Genomic DNA, 19,633 nt, shown 5'->3' with positions numbered 1-19,633 from the left:
GACATGAATTCCGACCCGGGCCTTAGTTGTTTCCTGCCTGGTTCGATCTTCGCGGGCCATTGACGGGCCATTAGCTCTTGATCAGCCTGCTGGGACCAGTGCGCCCGCCGTGCCCTTGTCGTCGTCATCATCGCGTGCTTCGAGTTGCCGATCGATGGCGTTGGTGATCGCCTCGTCGGCTCCTCTGACCGCATGCTGGTAGATCAGATCTTTCTGGTTGTACCGGCCTAACCAGATGGCGCCGCAGGTCAGAAGCATGGAATCGATAGGAACGGTCACGCGCTGTAAACTGTAGGCCTTTCGTCGTGGCCCGGGGCGACATGCTCACGAAGCGCGAGGAGAGGCCGCTCGTCAGAGCCTGCGCGTCATCGGGGTCGTGCCGCCCACGCAGCTGCTACCTAGTTGCAGAGCTAGTTGCAATCCAGCGCCGTCCTGCTCTGTTCCAGGCAGACCGGACGGGCCTGTTTGATCCAGGTTGAACGGATCTGTACGGCCAAGATCCGAGCTGCTCATGCGGTTTGGGTGGAGGCTCTGGCGTCGTGCCTGTTGCGTGCTTGTTAGAAGGGTGATCGACTTCAGCGCAACGTAAGCAGACCATTACTAAACAGCGTGGCGATTTCGCCAATCGAAGCGCTCAATCACGGCAACCAGGCCGTACGCCTCCGCCGCCCGTGACCGATGGACCACAATGGCCCGCATGTCTGCTATGCCCAAGAAGCATGTTGAGGCCGCACCTTCGTCGCGATTCAACGACTACGACAGGATCGCCGAAGGGTACACGACTGAGAACGAGACCAGCCTCCTCAACGCGTACTACGAACGGCCCGCGATGCTGGATCTCGCCGGGGATGTGACCGGAAGGCGCATCCTCGACGCCGGCTGCGGCTCGGGTCCCCTGTTCTCCGCGCTGCGCGATCGAGGCGCCATCGTGACCGGCGTCGACGCGAGCGCCGGGATGCTGGAGATGGCCCGACGACGCCTGGGCACCGACGCGGATCTGCGGGTCGCCGACCTTGCCCGCCCCCTGCCCTTCCCCGACGACGCGTTCGACGACGTCATCGCGTCCCTGGTGCTGCACTACCTGGAAGACTGGGGACCGACACTGGCCGAGCTGCGACGCGTGCTGAGGCCTGGCGGCAGACTCCTCGTCTCGGTCGATCATCCATTCATGAGCACCCTCATGCTGCGCCTGGCCGGGGAAAAGCCCAAGTACTTCGAGATCCGTAGCCGGAACGAAGAATGGACCATGGGCGGGCAGACCGCCCAGATGAGCTTCTGGGACCGGCCGCTGCACGCGATGACCGAGGCCTTCACCGCGGCTGACTTTCGCATCAGCGTCATCAGCGAACCGCCGTTTGTGCCGGAAGCCCGCGAGGTGTTTCCTGAGGAGTTCCGCGAGATCACCGGCCCGAGGTTCCTGTGCTTCCTGTTCTTCGTTCTCGAAGCCGGTTAACGGCGCCTCGTAACGATCAATTGCGGTGACTGAGCGTTTCAGTGGGCGATTCCCGCCAACTGAAACGCTCAGTCACACCTTGCCGAGCGGGTCGGTCGTGTACATCTGTCCCGTGCTCACTACGCCTGAGACGCCCTCGTTGGAGCAGCCGCCCATCTGGACCCCTACCGGTGATCGGAGACCCACGGACCAGAAGGCCGCGTGCCCGTTGCGTGCCCGTTCGGACGGCGGTCAGCGGGGAGTCACGGGGACTCGGTGGCACTCAACTCACGTACGCCCAGGTCAGCGTTTTCCCCAGATCAGAGCGCATGATTTTGAAAGACTTCCCAAGCTGACAGCGCGGGTTCGATTCCCGTCACCTGCTCTCACTACGAAAAGCCAGGTCAGGGATGGATTTCTGACCTGGCTTTGATCGCTTCTAGGGCTATTCTCGATCTTCCGTGCGACTAACGAATGGTCCAGGCCAGAACGTACAGCAGGTTCAACTCGCCTCTGGAGGAGGTGAAGCCGGCCAGCGGCAGGATCACCTCGCTGGACAGGGGCGGGAAGAGATTTCCAGCGCGATCGCCAGACCCGCACCCGGCGCTCCGAGGATCTCCATCAGTTCGATCAGCCAATCCGTCATGCCTCAAAGGCTATGAATGATCATGGTGGGTCTGGAATGAGGCGCATGGCCGTTTCAGGAGTGCGGAAAACCACAGGTGCAATCGGTCGGGCGCCTCATTCCGCCGGGTAAGCGGCTCGGCCTACCGTTCCTGGCCATGATCGGAAAGTTCTTGGACGTCCCCCGGCGGATACTGGCCGGGCTGGCGGCCCTGCTCACCCTGGCCGCTGTGATCATGTTGTCCGCCATGGCCGACAGCACCATGCAACCCCTGTCGGCCACCGCCCCGGACGACCAGTTCAGCGCCGAGCGCGCGCTGGTTCACCTGAAGGAGTTCGCCGCCGAACCACGGCCCATCGGCAGCCCGGCCAGCGACCGGGCCCGGGACTACCTGGCCGGGCAACTGCGCGCGGCAGGGCTTCAGGTCGAGATCCAACGTTCGGTCGGCGCCCGGTCCGCGGCGGGGCTGGCGACGTTCGGCCAGGTCGACAACATCGTGGGCCGGTTGCAGGGAACGGGCTCGACCGGCACCGTGCTCATCGCCGCGCACTACGACTCCGCGGCCATGGGACCGGGCGCCTCCGACGACGGCGCCGCGGTGGCCGCGATGATCGAGACCGTCCGGGCGCTGCGCGCCGGTCCCGGCCTGCGTAACGACATCGTGCTGCTCATGTCGGACGGTGAGGAGGACGGCGTGCTCGGCGCCGAGGCCTTCGTCCGTGAGCACCGCCTGGGCAAGGCCGGCGGCGTGCTGCTGAACTGGGAGGCGCGCGGGGTCAGCGGCCCCTCGCTGATGTTCGAGACCTCCGCGAACAACGCCCGCCTGGTCGAGACATTCACAGGCGCCGTCCCCGCCCCGCGCGGCCACTCCGCCATGGTGGAGCTGTATCGGCTGCTGCCCAACAACACCGACTTCACCCCGCTGACCAAGGCCGGCTTCACCGGCATGAACTTCGCCTACATCCAGCGTTCCTCGCTGTATCACACCGCGGGCGACTCCATCGCCAACCTCAACCGGGGCAGCCTGCAACACCACGGCAGCAACATGCTGGCGCTGGCGCGCGCCCTCGGCGGAGCGGACCTGCGGACGCTGGCCTCCGATCACGACGTCACCTACTTCCGCGCGCTCGGCACCATGATCACGTATCCCGGTCAGCTCGTCTGGCCGCTGGCGGTGCTGGCCGTCGTCGCGGTGGCGGGTCTGGTGCTACTGGCGCGCGTCAGGCGGTTGCTGAGCCTGCCCCGGCTGATCGCGGCGACGGTCTCGGCCGTGGTGCCGTTGGTGGTGTCGGCCGCCTTGGCGCAGGGTTTGTGGGAACTGCTGGTGTCCTGGCGGCCGGCCTACGACCTGATGGGCGGGCTGCTGCACCGCCCGCGTCCGTACCAGGCGGCGATCGCGGTCCTGTGCGCGCTGGCGGTCCTCGGCTGGTACCTGGTGCTGCGGCGCAGGCTGGGCCCGGCGGCGCTGGCGGTCGGGGCGCTGATCTGGGTCGCCGGGCTGGGCGTGCTGTGCGCCCAGGTCGCTCCCGGGGCGTCTTTCCTGTTCGCTCTGCCGGCGCTGATGGGCGCGCTCGGCTGGCTGGCCGCAGTCCTGCTCCGCACGCCTGCCTGGGCGCGGACGGTCGTGGCGATGCTGGGCCCGGTCACGGCCGCCATGCTGCTGCCGTCCCTGGCCGGGAACGTCTTCGACGGGATGGGGCTGGCGCTCGGCGGGGTGAGCGCGCTGGTGCTGGCCTTGTTCGGGCTGATCGTCGTGCCGATCGCGGAGCTGTTCCTGCCCGATCTCGCCACCCGGCCGAAACGTGCCGCCGTCCTCGCAGTACCTTTGACGGCCCTTCTCCTCGCGGCGGGGCTGGTCGCTGCCGGGCTCGTGGTGGACGACTTCGACGCCGGCCGGCCGCAGCGCACGCATCTGGCGTACGTCATGGACGCCGACACCCGCACCGCCCACTGGGTCAGCGCCGACGCGGACCCGGCGCAGTGGACCAGGCAGTACGTGTCCGGCCACGACACCTCCGCGCTGCCCGCCGGGTACGCACGGGGCACGCTGTGGACCGGTCCCGCACCGGTGATCGCCGTCGGCGGTCCGCGAGTCGCCGTCCTGGCCCACAGCGGGGACACGCTCAAACTGCACGTGACCGTTGGGAAGGGCACGCGCTCGGTGACGCTACGGCTCGACCAGCCGATCACCCACGCCACCGCATCGGCCGGCCGGTTCGGGTCGGCGAGCGTGCCCGTCACCGGCACACGAGTCGGCACCTGGCCCTCGGAGATCCGCTTCCGCGGCGTCCCCGCCCGGGGAGTCCAGATCACCGTGCGCATACCGGAAAAGGACCGGATTCGCCTCACCGCCATCGCTGAGACCGACGGGCTCAGTGCGGTGCCGGGCTTCGTCTCCAGACCTCCCAACCTGGTCGCGGCCACCAGGGAGGACGGCGGCCTCATCGCGGTCACCCGCAGCTACACCCTGGCCAGGAACTCTCAGATCCCGGAACGCTTGCCGTCCAGCTCGGGCAAGCTCGCGGGATAGCTCTTGTTATCTGGCAGATAGCGATCACGTGATCACGACGTGCACGGTCCTGATGAGGAAGAAGTCACGACTTGCGACCTCACCGACTTCCCCTGCGACCAGCAATCCCCTGCTACAGGGATCGTGATCGGTGCAGTTCCCAAGCTGACAGCGCGGGTTCGATTCCCGTCACCCGCTCTCATAGTGAAAGCCCAGGTAGACCGATGGATTCGGAACCTGGGCTTTGATGTTTCCTGATGCTGTTGATCTCTGCGTGTCATCAGGGTCGTGATCACCCTGTTGGAACCAGCAGGACGGGACATAACTCAAATCTTGATGACAGTGACGCGTGCACCACACAGTCCGGCGAGGTCCTCGGGGTCGGAGGTGAGGACCGTGACGGGGCCTGGGGCGGCGAGGGCGGTGGCGCTGAGCATGGCATCGATGGCGTACGTGTGCCCGTGCAGGCCGGCGTTGGACAAGAGTGTGGCGGCGTGGCGGGCGATTGGTTCGGTAACCGGTTCGATGACAAGGCGGGACAACGTCCACTCCAGAGCCGGCCGGTTGATGCGAGGGTGGACCACCTCGACGAGGGTGGCGGCAGAGGTGATGACGCGGAGGTCGTCGGCACGGGCGAGAGCAAGCCATGCGGTGACCGTACGGTCGCGCAGGACGGCCTTGGCCAGTCCCTCGCTGTCGAGGACAAGGGTGCCGCCGGGAGTAGCGGGAGTACGGGTCACGCAGCCGCCCCGCCATTGGCCTGTCCCTGCCGGGCCTGGTGGAGTTGGTCGCGCAGTGCCTGGACCTCGTCGTCGGTGATGGGGCCATGCTCGGCCTCGGCTACCTGGATGAGTTCACTGAGGTTGTCGCGCTCGATCTGGCGGGCGACGGCGGCGGCGACGTAGGCGGACAGGCCGGAAGGGCCGCTCCGGGATCGGGCGGCCTCGGCGATGTCACGCGGCATGGTGATCGAATACTTTCCAGTAGGCTCACTCATGCCCTTTATCCTACCACTTATCCTCCGGCAGCATCCCGGCTGCCTTGTTAACGTTGGGAGGGCCGCCGTCGGTGGTTGCACATCGGCGAGAGTTAAGCGCTCTCCTTGCTTCCTCTTCGGGGGCGGGATGACGGCGGACGGGGTGATCAGGCGGCGGGGGTACGCGCGTTGCGCGAGAAACACCAGGTCGCGGGCTGTCGCCGGGCCATCAGTGGGCCGTTAAGAGGGAGGACGAGGGGGCAATCACGGTCACTCGGGACCGGCTTGCTACGAATGATCACGTGGCGAGATCTTGGCCGGCCGTCGGCCCGTTACCTCACGAGACCGTTCGGTTCTCCAGCTCGTCCAAGAATCGCTCCACGATGCCGGTACGCCGTACGTCCTCCTCCAATGACTCCCCGATGATGCGGTCCGCCAGGTCGGTCGACAGACGGCCGATCTCCGTGCGGATTTGGGCGAACGCCGCCTGTCTGTCGGCCTCGATCTGGGCGTGCGCCGTCTCGATGAGGTGGCGAGCCTCGGCCTGCGCCTGCGCGCGGAGCTCGGCCCTGATCTGCGCGCCCTGCTCGCGGGCCTCCTCCCGCAGCAGCGCCGCGCCGCGCCGCGCCTCTTCCAGCTGCTCGTGGTATTGCCGCTGCAGAATCCGGGCCTCGGCTTGGGCCTCCTCTGCCCTCATGATTCCGCCGTCAATCGCGTCGGCCCGCTCGGCCAGCGTCTTCTGGAAGCGCGGTACGAGCAGTTTGTCGATGATGAACAGAGTGATGAGGAATGTGGCAAGTCCGACAAGGGGCTCGTAATAGTTGTCCGGCAGGAGTGGGTTCACGAATGGACCTTTCGTCAGCAGGGTTGTCACAGGCCCCACGCGCAGGGAATTGCCGACGTACATCCAGGTGGATAGCGTTACGATCACGCCGTCTACATCCATGCACAGTTTTTTCGAAGAGACAGCGAGCGAAGGGGCTGGCCTGGAGCCGCTCAATATTTGGCAGTAATGCGTCGGAGATTGGCTGGGTTCAACCTATTCGTCGGCAGTATTGAACACTTGACCCGCGTTCCACGGATGTGCGTGAGCCTGGATCCACGGCAGTCGCAGCGTCGGCCGAGCATCCAACACATTTGCCGGTGGAATCGCCGATCGCGGAATATCCAACGAAGCTGAGGATGCGGAGCGCTGGGGAACGCGGCCCGGTTCATGGGACTTGTCTTCCTGAAGGTCCAGAACCTACGGCCGTGCTCATTTGGCGGGTTTCTCTTCGGTGGCGGCCGTGTGGCGGCCGTGTTGTTCCCAGATCGCCGCACAGGTCGCCGTCGGGTCTGTGCGCACCTTGGGCGGGGTGGCCCAGATGCGGGCCGGCCAGTCGTCGCGCTGATAGCGGGGCCAGCCTGGATCCCCGGTGGCGGCGAACGAAACCCAGGCGTCGCGCATCGCGGCGGACAGAATCTCGAACTCACTGGGCACCGCCGCCCCGAAGAGGTCCGCACTCAGCGGGCCGGTCGAGACCCCGAAGGTGAACGGCACGTCGAGGCCATGGCAGGCGCCCAGGGCGGGGTTCCCTGCCCAGGCGAACTCGTAGAGGTAGGTGCGTCCTCCGATGCCGGCGTGGGCCTGCGCACACCAGCGTGCGGGCATCCGGAACATCGCGTCGGAGACCATCAACATGGTCAGGTCGGCATCGGTGATGCCAGGGCGGGTCCGCCGATAGTCCTGCACCTTGGCGGCGTCCAAGCCCACGCTTTGGGCGGCTCGGACAGGATCTGCCTCAGCCGGATCCTGACCCACGGTGAAGAAGCGGGCCTCCTCGGCTGTGGAGCCGCAGATCAGATCGATCGACCGCCCTGTCCCGGTTCGGCGCATCGCCGCCCAAGGGCGCTCATCGAGCAGCTCACCGTCCAGGATGAATGCGTACGGGCTGTGCGGATGAGTCCAGGCGCCCGGCTCCGCGGACATGACCACCACCGGGTTCCACTGCACGGCGTGGATGGCCTTCGGCGGTACGGCCGCCAACGCCTCGGCCGTCGGGTCGATGCCGAGCTCGCCGGTGATCATCCCCGAAACGGTGCGTGCCTCTTCAAGGGGGACGAACACGTTGCCGGGACTCTGGGCGATCGCCCGGTGGAGCAGGCCGCTCGTTGTCTCGGCCGCGACCAGCGCGGCTATCGAGGTCGCCCCGGCGGACTGGCCGAACACTGTGACCGAGTCCGGGTTCCCGCCGAACGCAGCGATGTTGTCCTGCACCCAGCGCAGCGCGGCGATCTGGTCGAGCACGCCGCGGTTGCAGGGCGCGTCCTTCACCCAGCCGAAGCCCTCGTAACCGACGCGGTAGTTCACTGTCACCAGCACGACCCCGTCGCAGGCCAGGGCGGTTCCGTCGAAGTCGGGGCTGGTCGCGGATCCGGCCACGAACAAGCCGCCGTGGAACCACACCATGACCGGCAGGCCGCCGTCCCCGGGATGTGGGGTCCAGATGTTGAGGGTGAGGCACTCCGGATCAGCCCCGGCCGCAGGCGCCTGAGGATGCTCCGGCTGAGGAACAGACGCTCCGAAGGTCCGCGCATCCCGCACGCCCTCCCACGGCGATGGCTGGGCCGGTGCCTGGAACCGCAGGGGTCCGTGCAACGGCGCGGCGTAGGGGATGCCCCGGAACGCTGTGACGCCGTTCTCTGTGACACCTCGTACTGCACCGCATCTTGTCCGGACGGTCACGCCCATCCGCATCTCCTTCCTCGGTCAAGACCGGCCGATCGTTCTGCGCGGCCGTCGAGAACCTGCCGACATTCCGACTAGTCTAAGATTTGACCAGATGGTCAAAGACATGTCTAGTCGGTATGCGGGAGAGGGCAATGGGGCGAGTCGCGCTCATCACCAATGGCAGTTACGGCGATGTCGCCCCGTATGCGGGGCTTGGGCAGCAGCTGCGCACCGCCGGGCATGCGGTACGACTGGCCGCACTGAGCACGTACGAGAGTCCCGCCGTCGACGCGGAGATCGACTTCACGCCGCTGCCGAGCGAGGATCACTCGACGCTGCTGGAGTCCGAGCGTGCACAGCGTGCGAACAAGGGCGGTGCTGTCGGCGCCGCCGCGCTGCTCGGGCTCGGCGTGGAGGCCATGCGAGCCCAGCTGCCTGTGATGGTCGAAGCCGCCGCCGACGCTGACGTGGTGGCCTGTTCGATGTCGACGCTGCTGCTGGCCGGGCCGATCGCAGAGGCTCGCGGTGTTCCCCTTCTGGTGCTTCCGCTGCAGCCTGCGACGCCGACCCGGGAACATGGTCCACTGCCGTTGGGAGGGCGCGATCTCGGCCCGTGGATGAACCGCGTATCGGCTGAGGTGTTCGGCCGATTCGCGACACGCATGTTCGCTCCACTGGTCGCCGATCTCCGTGACTCCCTCGGCCTGCCACCGGCCGGCTCTCCGCGCCGGCGAGCCGGCTATGCGATCGAGGAACTGCCCGTGCTGTACGGGTTCAGCCCTGCAGTCGTGCCCCGGCCAACGGACTGGCCCAAGGCCGTCGACATCGCCGGTTACTGGTGGCCTCCCACCCCGGGCCGGTCGTGGGACCCGCCTGCCGAGCTGGTGGAGTTCCTCGCCGATGGGCCGCCCCCGGTCTTTCTCGGATTCGGCAGCATGCGGCACGTCCCGGTCCCGGTGATCGCCAAGGTCGTCACCGAGATGATCGTCCGCACCGGGCACCGCGTCATCGTGCAGCGCGGTTGGGCCCGGATCGACGTCGATTCACCCAACGCGCTGGTCATCGACCACGTACCTCACTCCTGGCTGTTCCCACAGGTCGCCGCAGTCGTACACCACGCAGGAGCAGGAACCACGGCAGCAGGACTACGAGCCGGGGTTCCCGCTGTACCGGTGCCGGTCGCACATGACCAGCCCTTCTGGGCGCGCCGACTCGTCACCCTCGGAGCGGCCCCCACCATCATCCCCCTCCGCCGGCTCTCCGGACCTCGGCTCGCCGACGCCATCGTCCGCGCCGTCGGCACCCCCGCCCATCGCCGGCGTGCCACCGCGATCGCAGACAGACTTCGCAACGAAGACGGCGCCGCACACGTGGAAGCCGCCGTGCGGCAACTCACTGCGGCAACTGCATGATGATGACACCTGCACACACCGCCCCCTCATCGGAAGGACCCACGCACACTCATGTGGAAGCAGCCGGACACCGAGAGCATGACTTTCACCGAACGCGGCCGACGTGCCCAGATCCTCCGCGGCGCGATCGACACCATCGTCGAGCTGGGCTGGGCGCAAAGCTCACTGGCGCGCATCGCCGAGCGGATCGGAGCCAGCAAAGGCACCATCCTGCACTACTTTCCCGACAAGGAAGCTCTCGTCGGGGCACTGGCCTTCGACATCCACACCCGGCTGGCCGACGCCGTCACCAACGCCCTCGCCGCCGAGTCCACCTCGATCGGCCGGATCCGCGCCTACATCCGTGCCAACATCGACTTCCTGGCCGACAACCCCTCGGACATCGCGGCCGTCATCGAACTCGGGGCCACCTACCGCAGCCGCGACCGCCGCCGCCTCAAGGAACTCATGGCGACCGCCGCCCCCGTACCGGAAGAACTCGCCTCGCTCGACCTGGCCGCCTTGCTCACCCGAGAACAACACGCCTCGAAACTCAGCGACTTCGACCCCGACACCCTGGCAATGGTCATCCGAGGCGCCATCGACGCCGCCGCCGAACGTCTCACCCGCGATCCCGGCTTCGACCCCCGTCCCTACGGCCACGAGCTCGCCGAAACAGTCGAACGCCGCATCCAGCCCTCCCCAGGCACTTCCAACGGATGACACGCAGTAGGTGATCAGTGGGTACGGCGGGGCCGGCTTCGGCAGTAGCAAGCTGTAGGCGCCATGCACGCCGACGGGCCATACCGTCCTCGCTCCAGGTCGCGGTTCATGTCGAGCCCGAAGCCCCGTACGCCTTACGAAGCCTGCTGAGGGCCGCTGTGGCATAGAACCGCCGGATACTCCGCTCTTCCACGCCGGCACGTCGAAGCGCCTCAGGCTCGTCAAGCCCACGAACAAAGGTCAGACACCAAATGCCAAGGAGCCCATAGCCATGGGCGATCCAAGCGACATTGTCATAGGCGAACTCCACGCGCCCACGCTCCCTGCCGTCCTTCGAACGGTGCTGCCAAAGTAGCGATCAACTCCGACAGCCACGTCGGTCCACTGGGCTGTACGGCCTTGCACACCATTTGCCTCCGGCGGGGGCACTCCGGCTGACCACGGGCCGCGACCATCCGATCGGGCACGGCCACGGCCGACGGCCTACGACAGGCGTAGGAGCGGCCGACGCGGGATTCCAACAAGTGACCGATGACCTGTTGGCCGCCCGGTCATAGGCTCAGCCGAACCACCGCCAGCCGGCCCCAGCCTGCCCGCGGTGTGAGACCCGGACGAGGAGCGCCAACCGGTTGGCGAGAAGGGCGGGACGTGCGGTCCTCGGGGCCCACCGCGATACCGCGGTTCATCGGGCGGTTCGTGCTTCCGGCGCTGTTCGCGGCGCTCTTCGCCGCCCCGCTGTGGTTCATGGTGGTCGGCTCGCTCCGGCCCGCCGGCTGGCCCCCGCCCCGCACCCTGGAGCTGCTTCCACCCGAGCCGTCCGTGGCCGCGTACGCCCGGCTGCCGGAGCTGATCCCGCTCTTCCGCTACCTGGCGAACTCCGCGATGGTCGTCGCGGTCGCCGTACCGGTGACGGTCGTCGTCGCCTCGCTGACCGGTTTCGGGCTGCGGCTGCTCACGCCGGCGGCCCGGCGGCGGGCGGTCCTCGGCCTGCTGGCGGTGCTGCTCGTGCCGGTCACCGCCGTGTGGGCCACCCGCTTCGAGCTGTTCCGGTTGGCCGGCGTGGTCGACACGTACGTCCCGCTGCTGGCCCCGGCGCTGCTCGCCGGCAGCCCCTTCCTGGTGCTGCTGTACACGTGGGCCTTCGGCGGCGTGCCGGACAGCCAACTCGGGGCCGCCCGGTTGGAGGGGGCCGGGTGGCTCACGATCTGGCGTCGGGTGGCCCTGCCGCAGGTGCGCCCGGCGACCCTGGCGGTGGCCGTGCTGGCCTTCACGTTCCACTGGTCCAACCTGATCGACCCGCTGCTGTACCTGCACAGCGGCGACCGTTACACGTACCCCCTGGGTCTGCAGTTCCTGCGACTGCTGAACCCGACCGACTGGCCGCTGCTGATGGCTGGCTGCGTCGTGGCGACCGTGCCATGCGTGGTGGTGTTCCTGCTGGCCCAACGGATCCTGCTGAACGACGATCCGCTGGCCGCTCTGAGATCTGGAGGTCGTAGGTGAGCCGATTCCGACGGTACGTCGCCCTGGTCACCACTGCGCTGCTGCTCGGCGTCGCTGGCTGCGGCGGCGGGAACCGCACGGAGGACCAGGACGGGATCACCGTCGTGCTCTTCGGCGACGCCGAGGAGATCGCCGGCTACCGCAGCCTGGTCGACGCGTTCACCGACGCCCACCCCGACGTGGCGGTCACGCTCTCCCCGGTCGCCAGCCAGGACGAGCTGATGGCCCGGCTGACGACCTCGTTCGCCGGCGGGCAGCCACCCGACGTGTTCCTGCTGAACTACCGCCGCTACGGCCAGTTCGCCGCCCAGCAGGCCATCGAGCCGGTGCAGTCCTACCTCGACCGCAGCACGGCGCTCGACGAGAGTGACTTCAGCCCGCGGGCGTTGGACGCCTTCCGGTTCGACGGGAAGGCCCTGACCTGCCTGCCGCAAAACATGTCCTCGCTGGTCGTCTACTACAACGCCGACCTCTTCACGGCCAAGGGCGTGCCGCTGCCGAAGGCCGGCTGGACCTGGGACGACTTCCTCTCCGCCGCCCGCGCCCTGACCGGCGACGGGAAGTACGGCGCCGGCGTCGAGCCGTCGATCGCGCGGCTCGCGCCGTTCGTCTGGTCCAACCGCGGCGAGTTCGTCGACGATCCGACCCGACCGACCGCCCTCACCCTCACCGGCGACCCGGCCACCCGCATGGCCGTCGACTGGTTCCTCGACCTGCAACTGAAGCACCACGTCGTGCCCCCGGACGCCGAGGAGCAGAGCGAGTCGAGCGAGGCCCGGTTCCTGCGCGGCACGCTCGGGATGTATCTCAACAGCCGGGTGGCCGTCCCCACGCTGCGCACCATCGACGGCTTCACCTGGGACGCGGCACCGCTGCCGGTGGCCCCGGGCGGCGTGCCCGCGTCGATCCTGCATAGCGACGCGTACTGCATGAGCGCCGGCCTGCCCGACCACGACGACGCCTGGCGGTTCATCGAGTTCGCGATGGGCGAGCAGGGCCAGCGGATCCTCGCCGACTCGGGGCGCACCGTGCCGTCGCGCCTCGACGTGGCCAACTCCCCCGCGTTCCTCGACCCGGCCAAGCCCCCGAAGTCGTCGCAGGTCTACCTCGACGCCGAGCCGCACCTGCGGGCCACCCCCCGCACCGGCACCTGGTCGCGAGTGGAGCGTGAGACGGACGCCCTGCTCGAGGAGGTCTTCTACGGCCGGGTCGGCCGCGAGGAGGGGCTGCGGAACCTGGAGGAGAAGATCCGCCCGCTCTTCACCCTGCCGGTGGGCGCGGATGGGTAACCGCGGCGCCATCCGGCTCGAGTCGCTGACCAGGTCGTACGGGCGGGTCGTCGCCCTCGACGACGTCGACCTCGAGGTGCGGGCCGGCGAGATGATAACCCTGGTCGGCCCGTCCGGCTCGGGAAAGTCGACGATCCTGCGGCTGATCGCCGGGCTGGACCGGCCGGACCAGGGCCGGATCGTCGTCGACGGGCAGGACGTGGTGCGGGTACCGCCGCACCGGCGGGCCGTGGCGATGGTCTTCCAGGACTACGCGCTCTACCCCCACCTCACCGTCCTGGGCAACCTGCTGTTCGGGCTACGCGTACGGCGGGTCCGACGCGCCGAGGCCGAGCGGCGGGCCCGGGCGGCCGCCGACCGGCTGGGGATCGCGGACCTGCTCGACCGCTACCCCGACCAGACCTCCGGCGGGCAGCGCCAGCGGATCGCCCTGGCCCGGGCGCTGCTGCGCGAGCCGACCGTCTACCTGCTCGACGAGCCGCTGGCCAGCCTGGACGCGCCGCTGCGCTTCGCCACCCGCGCTGACCTGCTCGCCCTACACCGGGAACTCGGCACCACGACCATCCACGTCACCCACGACCAGGCGGAGGCGATGACCCTCGGCGACCGGGTCGCCGTCCTCGACCGCGGCCGGGTCCGACAGATCGGGCCACCGCAGCAGGTGTACGACGAACCGGCGGACACCTTCGTGGCCGGCTTCCTGGGCAGCCCGCCGATGAACCTGGTGCCCGGCGGCGGCGTGCTCGGCGGCGCCGCCGGCCTGATCCTCGGGGTGCGGCCGGAAGACCTGGAACTCGACACCGACGGGCCGATCGAGGCCACGGTCGAGGCGGCGGAGGCGCTCGGCAGCGAGACCATCCTGCTGACCCGCTGCCCGGACGGCACCCGGTTGACGGTCCGCACCGGCCCGCGACCCGGCGTCCGGCCCGGCGAGGGGGTGCGGCTGCGACCCGACCCCGGCCGCCTGCACCGGTTCGACGCGGAAACCGGACGGCGGAGGTGACGTCCGGCCGGGCCCGCCCGCCGCTGACCGCATGGGCGTTCCTCGCCCCGTACGCGGTCGCGGTCGGGCTGCTGATCGTGCTGCCGGCCCTGCTCAACCTCGGCTACGCGTTCACCGACCACACCGGGCTGACCCGCGACCCCCAGTTCGTCGGCCTGGACAACGTGCGCCGGATGCTCTCCGACGGCTTCCTGCTCGACAGCGTGCAGGCGTCGGCGATCCACCTGGCGCTGGCCGTACCGCTGCGACTGCTGGCCGCCGTCGGGCTCGGCCTGCTGCTCGCCGCGCCGCGACCGGGCGGGCGTTGGTTCCGGGTCGCGGTGTACCTGCCGACGGTCGTGCCCGACGTGGCCCTCGCGGTGCTCTTCCTGTGGGTGCTCAATCCGCTGTACGGCCCGCTCAACCAACTGCTCGGGCTCTTCGGCCACCCCGGCTTCACCTGGCTCTCCGATCCCGGCACCGCACGGGTAGCGGTGGCGCTGATGCTGGTCTTCCCGATCGGGGAGGGCTTCCTGGTCGTCCTCGCCGCCCGGCGCCTGCTGGACGGCCGGCTCTACGAGGCGGCGGCCCTGGAGGGCTGCGGCCCGTTCGGCCAACTGCGCCGGCTCACCCTGCCGATGCTCGCACCCGTGCTCCTGCTGCTCGCCGTCCGCGACACGATCCTGACGCTGCAGGTCAACTTCGTGCCCGCGTACGTCCTCACCGACGGCCGGCCCGCCAACGCCACCCTCTACCTGCCGGTCTACATCTTCGACCAGGCCTTCGAGTTCTCCAGTTTCGCCTATGGCGCGCTGATCACAAGCGTCCTCATGGTGGTCACCGCGGTCGTCATCACCGCCCTGCTGCTCGTCGTACGGCGATGGCGCGTGCTGCGCTGAGCGTGCCATGCTGCGGCGGTGAGACTCCGCATGTTGACCGTCGTCGTCACGGTCCCGCTACTGCTGGCCGCCTGCGGCGGCACCGAGGCCGGGCAGCCCACCGGCCGCGAGTCGGGGATGCTGGCGAACCTGCCCAGCTGCGACCGGGTGCCATTGGACGCCGACGCCGAGGTGACCGCCGATGTTGCCGGCCTGATGCTGCCCGACGGCGCGCGGGTCACCTCGGTGGTCACGCAGGGCACACTGACGACGGTCGAGGCCACCGTCCGCATGACCCCGTTGGACGTGCGCGCCCACTACGAGCATCTCAGCGACATCGACCTGCTCCGCGCCGAGGACGAGGTCTTCGAGGCCGAGGTGCTGATGCGGGCACAGCAACGACGGACGTACCTGCGTGCCACCGCGGTCTGCGCGGATGCGACGACGCTGACCGCCGTGGTGGGACCGGACTCGGACGACGCGGGCCTACCCGAGTTCCAGAGTTACTGACCGCGATCCCGCGCCGCGGGCGCAACCCCGTGCCCATTCCGCGCTTGTCCACCGCCGCTGAACCCACCGACCCTGGCCAGCCGCGGACGATTGGGCGTCCGACAGGTGTCCTAAGCGAAGGGAGTTAATCCCAACAGATGCTCGGTGACGTGACTCACCTCGCTGTCTAACGTGCCGACTGGTGACCGCTTTCCCGGTCGCCACGACGTGTGGACAGGGAGATCCGAATGAACCTCACGCTCGTCCGACGGTATCGCGGCCTCGGCATCACAGCGGCGGTCGCGTTATTCGCCTCGGTCGCGCTGACCGCATCCTCGACACCTCGACCCGTCCAGGAGGTATCGTTAGCCACCAACACCCCCACCGGGCCGATGGAACTGCCCGACGAGTGGATGACCGCCCAGCGGATGAGCGACGGCAGCACCGAGCTGTCCACCGCGAAGTACACCAAGGCCCGCGGCGAGGCCAACCAGATCGCCGCACGCACCCTCAAAGCTTACCGCCCCCTGGCCGAGCAGAAGTGGGACTTCTTCGGCCCGAGCAACATCGGCGGGCGGGTCGTCGACATCGCCGTCGACCCGCAGGTGCCGGACCAGGTCTTCATCGCCGCCGCCTCCGGAGGCATCTGGAAATCCCGCGACGCCGGCGCGACGTTCGAAGCGGCGTGGCCGGACGACGGGACGCAGAGCATGGGCGCGGTCGCGATGACCAGCAAGGGCGTCCTCTTCGCCGGCACCGGCGAGCCCCAGCCGGGCGGCGGCTCGATCACCTTCGGCGGTGACGGCATCTACCGCTCGAAGGACCGCGGGAAGACCTGGCAGCACGTCGGCCTCAGGGACAGCCACGCCATCGCTCGCTTCGCCATCGACCCGAGCAACGAAGATCGCATCTTCGCCGCGGCCAGCGGCAACCTCTTCATGCCCGGCGGGGAGCGCGGCGTCTACCTCTCGGAGGATGGCGGGGACAGCTGGCAGCTCGTGCTCGCGCCGCCGAACCCCACCACCGGCGCCACCGAGGTCGTCATCGACCCGACCAACCCCCGCCGGATGTACGCAGCGATGTGGGACCACCTGCGCGAGCCGCACCAGCGCACCTACGGCGGCCCCGGCTCCAGCCTCTGGCGCTCCGACGACGGCGGCGCGACCTGGCAGCGGATGACCAACGGCCTGCCCACCGACGCGGACCAGGGTCGCTGGGGCATAGCCCTCGCCCCGAACAACCCGCAGCGCCTCTACGCGTACGTCGGCACCGCGCTCGGCCCGTTCCGCGCGTTCTACCGCTCCGACAACGGCGGCGACACCTGGACCCAGACCCCGGTCACCGCCGGCCAGGCGTCGCAGTCCACCTTCAGCTGGTGGTTCGGCAAGCTCTACGTCGACCCCACCAACGCCGACCACGTCTTCCTGACCGGCGTCAACCTGAGGCGCTCCACCGACGGCGCGCAGAGCTTCTCCTCCGTGGGCGGGGTGCACGCCGACCAGCACGCCATGCGCTGGGACCCCAAGGTGCCCGGCCGGGTCTACCTGGGCAACGACGGCGGCTTCTACCGATCGGAGGCCCACGGGGCCAGCGGCTGGGTCAAGTCCACGTACGAGCCGTACACCCAGTTCTACACCGTAGACGTCGCGGAGACCGACCCGGTGCTGAAGGTGGGCGGCGCCCAGGACAACGGCTGCAACCGCGGCTACACCGGCGTCGGCGGCGACTGGGACGACATCGGCTGCGGCGACGGCCTGCAGGTGATCATCCACCCGGAGCAGCCGAACATCGTCTTCGGGTGCAGCCAGTACGGCAGCTGCTACCGGTCGGAGAACTCCGGCGCAGCGCCGCGGCAGACCATCGGCTCCGGGCAGACGACGTCCCAACGGCGCAACTGGCAAACCCCGTTGCAGTTCGACCCGAGCGACCCGAACGTCATGTACTACGCCGGCAACATCGTCAACCGGTCCACCGACAACGGTCGCACCTGGACGCCGATCAGCCCCGACCTCACCGGCGGCGGCCCCAACGACCCGTCCGGCTACCCGTGGGGCACGATCACCACGATCGCGGCCGCGCCCACCGACGGCAACAAGCTCTACGTCGGCACCGACGACGGCCGGCTGTGGTGGACCGACGACCTGGGCGGCACCTGGAACCGGGTGGACCCGGCACAGGTGCCTGGCACCTGGGTGACCCGGGTGGCGGTGCACCCGACCGACAAGAACATCGCCTACGCGACGTTCTCCGGGTTCCGCTCCGGCAGCGACCGCGCGCACGTGATGATCACCCGTGACGGTGGCCGGACCTGGAGCGACATCGGCCAGGGTCTGCCGGACGCCCCGGTGAACTCCGTCGTCCCGACCGCCGACGGGCTGCTGCTGGTCGGCACCGACGTCGGGGCGTTCATGTCGGCGTGGAACGGCGGCGAGTGGGCCGCGCTCGGCACGAACCTGCCGCAGGCGCCGATCATGTACCTGCGCTACCACGAGCAGAGCCGGCAGCTCACCACGGCGACGTTCGGCCGCGGCGTCTACGACCTCACGGTCCCGAAGTGCCCGGCCGCGTCGACGAAGCTTCCCCTGAAGGACACCGGGAAGGGGGCGGTCGGCGTGCTCGCCTCCTGCCACGCGACCGCGTAGCCACCCAGCAGTTCCACTGAGGAAACCACTGGTTCGATAGACGTAGCACCAGGCAGGCCAGAGGCCGCCTCCCGGACCCGGGAGGTGGCCTCTGGCCATGCTCCCGCCTCGAGGCAGCCGGCCCGCTGGGTGCGAGGCCCAGCCATCGATGCCGGTCAAGTTGGTCGCGCAGTACCGCCAGGTGGGCCGACGTCATCGACCTCGCCCTGGTCGGTTGACCCAAGCGACAGCCAGAGCCGAACCGCGAACGAGGCAGAACAGTCGGACAGCCGCGGTCTCTCACAGTCACTCACGGGCAATGCTGTTCTCGATCTTCCGTGCAACTAACGTGCAATTAGCCCACGGGAGCCAACGCCCCTGATGAACCGTCATCGTCATCCTGCTTGAGCTGCTGATCGACGGCGTTCGTGATCACTTGATCGGCGCCCCTGACCGCGTGCTGGTAGATCATGGCCGCCCCGACGTTGTCGTGTCCCATCCGTGCCATCGGGTCTCTGAGCCCTGCCCCTGACATCGCGGCCGGCATGTTCCCCGTGTGACGGAGATCATGGAAGTGCAGGCCGGGCAGACCCATGCACGTCCACCCATCGCGTCAGATGGCCAAGCCTGCGCCCCCGGACACGACGATCTCTTGCCCGGTGACGTACGCAGCATCGTCCGAAGCCAGAAAAGCGACCGTCCCGGCGACGTCTTCTGGCGTCCCGAGGCGGCCGAACGGGTTGTGCTCGGCCATCGCCGTCATCGTCCCTGCGACGTCTTCGGTTTCCGTCCGGATCGAGGCCCGCGTCATCGGGGTGTCGGTCATCCCCGGGCTGACCGCGTTGATGCGGATGCGGCGCGGCGCGAGCTCGAGGGCCAGAGTCGGGATCATGGCCAGCATCGCGCCGTGGGACCCGGCAGCGACGCTGCTACCGGTCAGGCTGCGTGTTGCTCCGATCCCCACGGTGACGATGACCGAAGCACCGTCGGACAGCAGCGGCAACGCCTTGACCAGGGTGAAGAACACTCCTTTGGTGTTGACGGCGAACACTTCGTCGTACGCGGCTTCGTCCCAATCCTCCAGCGTCATCGGATGGTTCACGCCGGCGTTCAGGAACAGCGTGGTCAGATTGCCGAATTGCGCTCCGACTTCGGACACGACCCGGTCAGTGTCCGAGAGCGACCGTACGTCAGCTTGCAAGACCAGGACATCGTCGGGCAACTCCTCCCGCGCCCGAGCGACGCTCTCCTGACGCTGTCCGGTGACAGCGACGCGGTAACCGCGGTCGTGCAGAGTCCGCGCGGTCGCCTTCCCGATTCCGCTGGTGCCGCCCGTGATCAGGGCTGTACGTGCCGACATGACCATCACTCCATCTTCGTTGTTGGCTCGACTGGACAGCCCAATGGCATCGCGTTGGTGCCAGGCGTGCAGGAGAACTTGCCGGCAGTCACTGAGCTCGCAGCTGGCGAGACAGTTTCCTGCCCTCATCATGTACCAAGATGTC

The 19,633-nt window shown here is 68.5% G+C and carries 17 protein-coding genes; 10 read left to right on the top strand and 7 right to left on the bottom strand.

Going from position 1 to position 19,633, the window contains the following annotated elements; genetic code table 11:
• Window positions 1-81 precede the first annotated feature (81 nt).
• Window positions 82-279 (bottom strand): hypothetical protein, encoded by a 198-nt coding sequence (locus tag E1286_RS09075; protein ID WP_132610653.1) that lies wholly within the window; start codon window positions 277-279, stop codon window positions 82-84.
• A 409-nt stretch (window positions 280-688) separates the two neighbouring features.
• On the opposite strand from E1286_RS09075, the gene E1286_RS09070 reads away from it, so the two are divergent.
• Entirely contained in the window at window positions 689-1,453 is a 765-nt protein-coding gene (locus E1286_RS09070) for a class I SAM-dependent methyltransferase (RefSeq protein ID WP_132610651.1), read from the top strand.
• Window positions 1,454-2,214: 761 nt separating this feature from the next.
• Window positions 2,215-4,587, top strand: a complete 2,373-nt coding sequence (locus tag E1286_RS09060) for a M28 family peptidase (RefSeq protein ID WP_132610649.1) — start codon at window positions 2,215-2,217, stop codon at window positions 4,585-4,587.
• Between the two features lie 305 nt (window positions 4,588-4,892).
• Here the strand turns inward: E1286_RS09060 and E1286_RS09055 are convergent, their stop codons facing one another.
• From E1286_RS09055 to E1286_RS09040, 4 genes are all read right to left on the bottom strand, one after another.
• A complete protein-coding gene (locus E1286_RS09055; protein ID WP_132610647.1) occupies window positions 4,893-5,306 on the bottom strand; it encodes a type II toxin-antitoxin system VapC family toxin in 414 nt (137 codons plus the stop codon).
• The gene (locus tag E1286_RS09050) at window positions 5,303-5,563 is read right to left on the bottom strand and encodes a CopG family transcriptional regulator (RefSeq protein WP_132610645.1); all 261 of its coding nucleotides are present in this window, start codon (window positions 5,561-5,563) and stop codon (window positions 5,303-5,305) included. Before E1286_RS09050 ends, E1286_RS09055 begins: the two co-directional genes overlap by 4 nt.
• Window positions 5,564-5,879: 316 nt before the next feature.
• Entirely contained in the window at window positions 5,880-6,488 is a 609-nt protein-coding gene (locus E1286_RS09045; RefSeq protein WP_246074611.1) for a F0F1 ATP synthase subunit B, read from the bottom strand.
• A 309-nt stretch (window positions 6,489-6,797) separates the two neighbouring features.
• Complete coding sequence (locus tag E1286_RS09040; RefSeq protein ID WP_132610643.1) at window positions 6,798-8,273, bottom strand: carboxylesterase/lipase family protein; 1,476 nt, start codon at window positions 8,271-8,273, stop codon at window positions 6,798-6,800.
• A gap of 131 nt (window positions 8,274-8,404) precedes the next feature.
• Between E1286_RS09040 and E1286_RS09035 the strand changes: the two genes are divergently transcribed.
• The 8 genes from E1286_RS09035 (at window position 8,405) to E1286_RS09000 (ending at window position 18,149) form a co-directional block, all read left to right on the top strand.
• Window positions 8,405-9,664: a glycosyltransferase gene (locus tag E1286_RS09035; RefSeq protein WP_165969658.1), complete on the top strand. Its 1,260-nt coding sequence runs from the start codon at window positions 8,405-8,407 to the stop codon at window positions 9,662-9,664.
• A gap of 78 nt (window positions 9,665-9,742) precedes the next feature.
• On the top strand, window positions 9,743-10,366 hold the full coding sequence (locus E1286_RS09030; protein WP_165969657.1) for a TetR/AcrR family transcriptional regulator: 624 nt from the start codon (window positions 9,743-9,745) through the stop codon (window positions 10,364-10,366).
• A 648-nt stretch (window positions 10,367-11,014) separates the two neighbouring features.
• The gene (locus E1286_RS09025; protein WP_165969656.1) at window positions 11,015-11,869 is read left to right on the top strand and encodes an ABC transporter permease subunit; all 855 of its coding nucleotides are present in this window, start codon (window positions 11,015-11,017) and stop codon (window positions 11,867-11,869) included.
• Window positions 11,866-13,158: an ABC transporter substrate-binding protein gene (locus tag E1286_RS09020; protein WP_132610635.1), complete on the top strand. Its 1,293-nt coding sequence runs from the start codon at window positions 11,866-11,868 to the stop codon at window positions 13,156-13,158. Before E1286_RS09025 ends, E1286_RS09020 begins: the two co-directional genes overlap by 4 nt.
• The gene (locus E1286_RS09015) at window positions 13,151-14,161 is read left to right on the top strand and encodes an ABC transporter ATP-binding protein (protein WP_132610633.1); all 1,011 of its coding nucleotides are present in this window, start codon (window positions 13,151-13,153) and stop codon (window positions 14,159-14,161) included. Before E1286_RS09020 ends, E1286_RS09015 begins: the two co-directional genes overlap by 8 nt.
• Complete coding sequence (locus E1286_RS09010) at window positions 14,158-15,039, top strand: carbohydrate ABC transporter permease (protein WP_132610631.1); 882 nt, start codon at window positions 14,158-14,160, stop codon at window positions 15,037-15,039. The genes E1286_RS09015 and E1286_RS09010 overlap by 4 nt, the downstream gene beginning before the upstream one ends.
• Window positions 15,040-15,057: 18 nt before the next feature.
• Entirely contained in the window at window positions 15,058-15,528 is a 471-nt protein-coding gene (locus tag E1286_RS09005) for a hypothetical protein (RefSeq protein WP_132610629.1), read from the top strand.
• A gap of 227 nt (window positions 15,529-15,755) precedes the next feature.
• Entirely contained in the window at window positions 15,756-18,149 is a 2,394-nt protein-coding gene (locus E1286_RS09000) for a WD40/YVTN/BNR-like repeat-containing protein (RefSeq protein ID WP_132610627.1), read from the top strand.
• Between the two features lie 334 nt (window positions 18,150-18,483).
• On the opposite strand, the gene E1286_RS08995 is transcribed toward E1286_RS09000, so the two are convergent.
• Both E1286_RS08995 and E1286_RS08990 read right to left on the bottom strand, forming a co-directional pair.
• Window positions 18,484-18,723, bottom strand: a complete 240-nt coding sequence (locus E1286_RS08995) for a site-specific integrase (RefSeq protein ID WP_132610625.1) — start codon at window positions 18,721-18,723, stop codon at window positions 18,484-18,486.
• 18 nt (window positions 18,724-18,741) lie between these two features.
• Window positions 18,742-19,488 carry an SDR family oxidoreductase gene (locus E1286_RS08990; RefSeq protein ID WP_132610623.1) on the bottom strand — a complete coding sequence of 249 codons (747 nt, stop codon included), beginning with the start codon at window positions 19,486-19,488 and terminating at the stop codon, window positions 18,742-18,744.
• Window positions 19,489-19,633 lie beyond the last annotated feature (145 nt).

The sequence above is a fragment of the Nonomuraea terrae genome, assembly GCF_004348995.1.
Taxonomy (GTDB): Bacteria; Actinomycetota; Actinomycetes; order Streptosporangiales; family Streptosporangiaceae; genus Nonomuraea; species Nonomuraea terrae.
The sequence above is the reverse complement of the archived record's forward strand: the minus strand, read 5'-3'. Positions and strand labels throughout refer to the sequence as shown.

Coding starts and splice junctions, on each gene's coding strand:
- E1286_RS09070 (WP_132610651.1), top strand. CDS start 689: ATGGCCCGCATGTCTGCTATGCCCAAGAAGCATGTTGAGGCCGCACCT.
- E1286_RS09060 (WP_132610649.1), top strand. CDS start 2,215: ATGATCGGAAAGTTCTTGGACGTCCCCCGGCGGATACTGGCCGGGCTG.
- E1286_RS09050 (WP_132610645.1), bottom strand. CDS start 5,563: ATGAGTGAGCCTACTGGAAAGTATTCGATCACCATGCCGCGTGACATC.
- E1286_RS09045 (WP_246074611.1), bottom strand. CDS start 6,488: ATGGATGTAGACGGCGTGATCGTAACGCTATCCACCTGGATGTACGTC.
- E1286_RS09040 (WP_132610643.1), bottom strand. CDS start 8,273: ATGGGCGTGACCGTCCGGACAAGATGCGGTGCAGTACGAGGTGTCACA.
- E1286_RS09035 (WP_165969658.1), top strand. CDS start 8,405: ATGGGGCGAGTCGCGCTCATCACCAATGGCAGTTACGGCGATGTCGCC.
- E1286_RS09030 (WP_165969657.1), top strand. CDS start 9,743: ATGACTTTCACCGAACGCGGCCGACGTGCCCAGATCCTCCGCGGCGCG.
- E1286_RS09015 (WP_132610633.1), top strand. CDS start 13,151: ATGGGTAACCGCGGCGCCATCCGGCTCGAGTCGCTGACCAGGTCGTAC.
- E1286_RS09000 (WP_132610627.1), top strand. CDS start 15,756: ATGAACCTCACGCTCGTCCGACGGTATCGCGGCCTCGGCATCACAGCG.
- E1286_RS08995 (WP_132610625.1), bottom strand. CDS start 18,723: ATGGGTCTGCCCGGCCTGCACTTCCATGATCTCCGTCACACGGGGAAC.
- E1286_RS08990 (WP_132610623.1), bottom strand. CDS start 19,488: ATGTCGGCACGTACAGCCCTGATCACGGGCGGCACCAGCGGAATCGGG.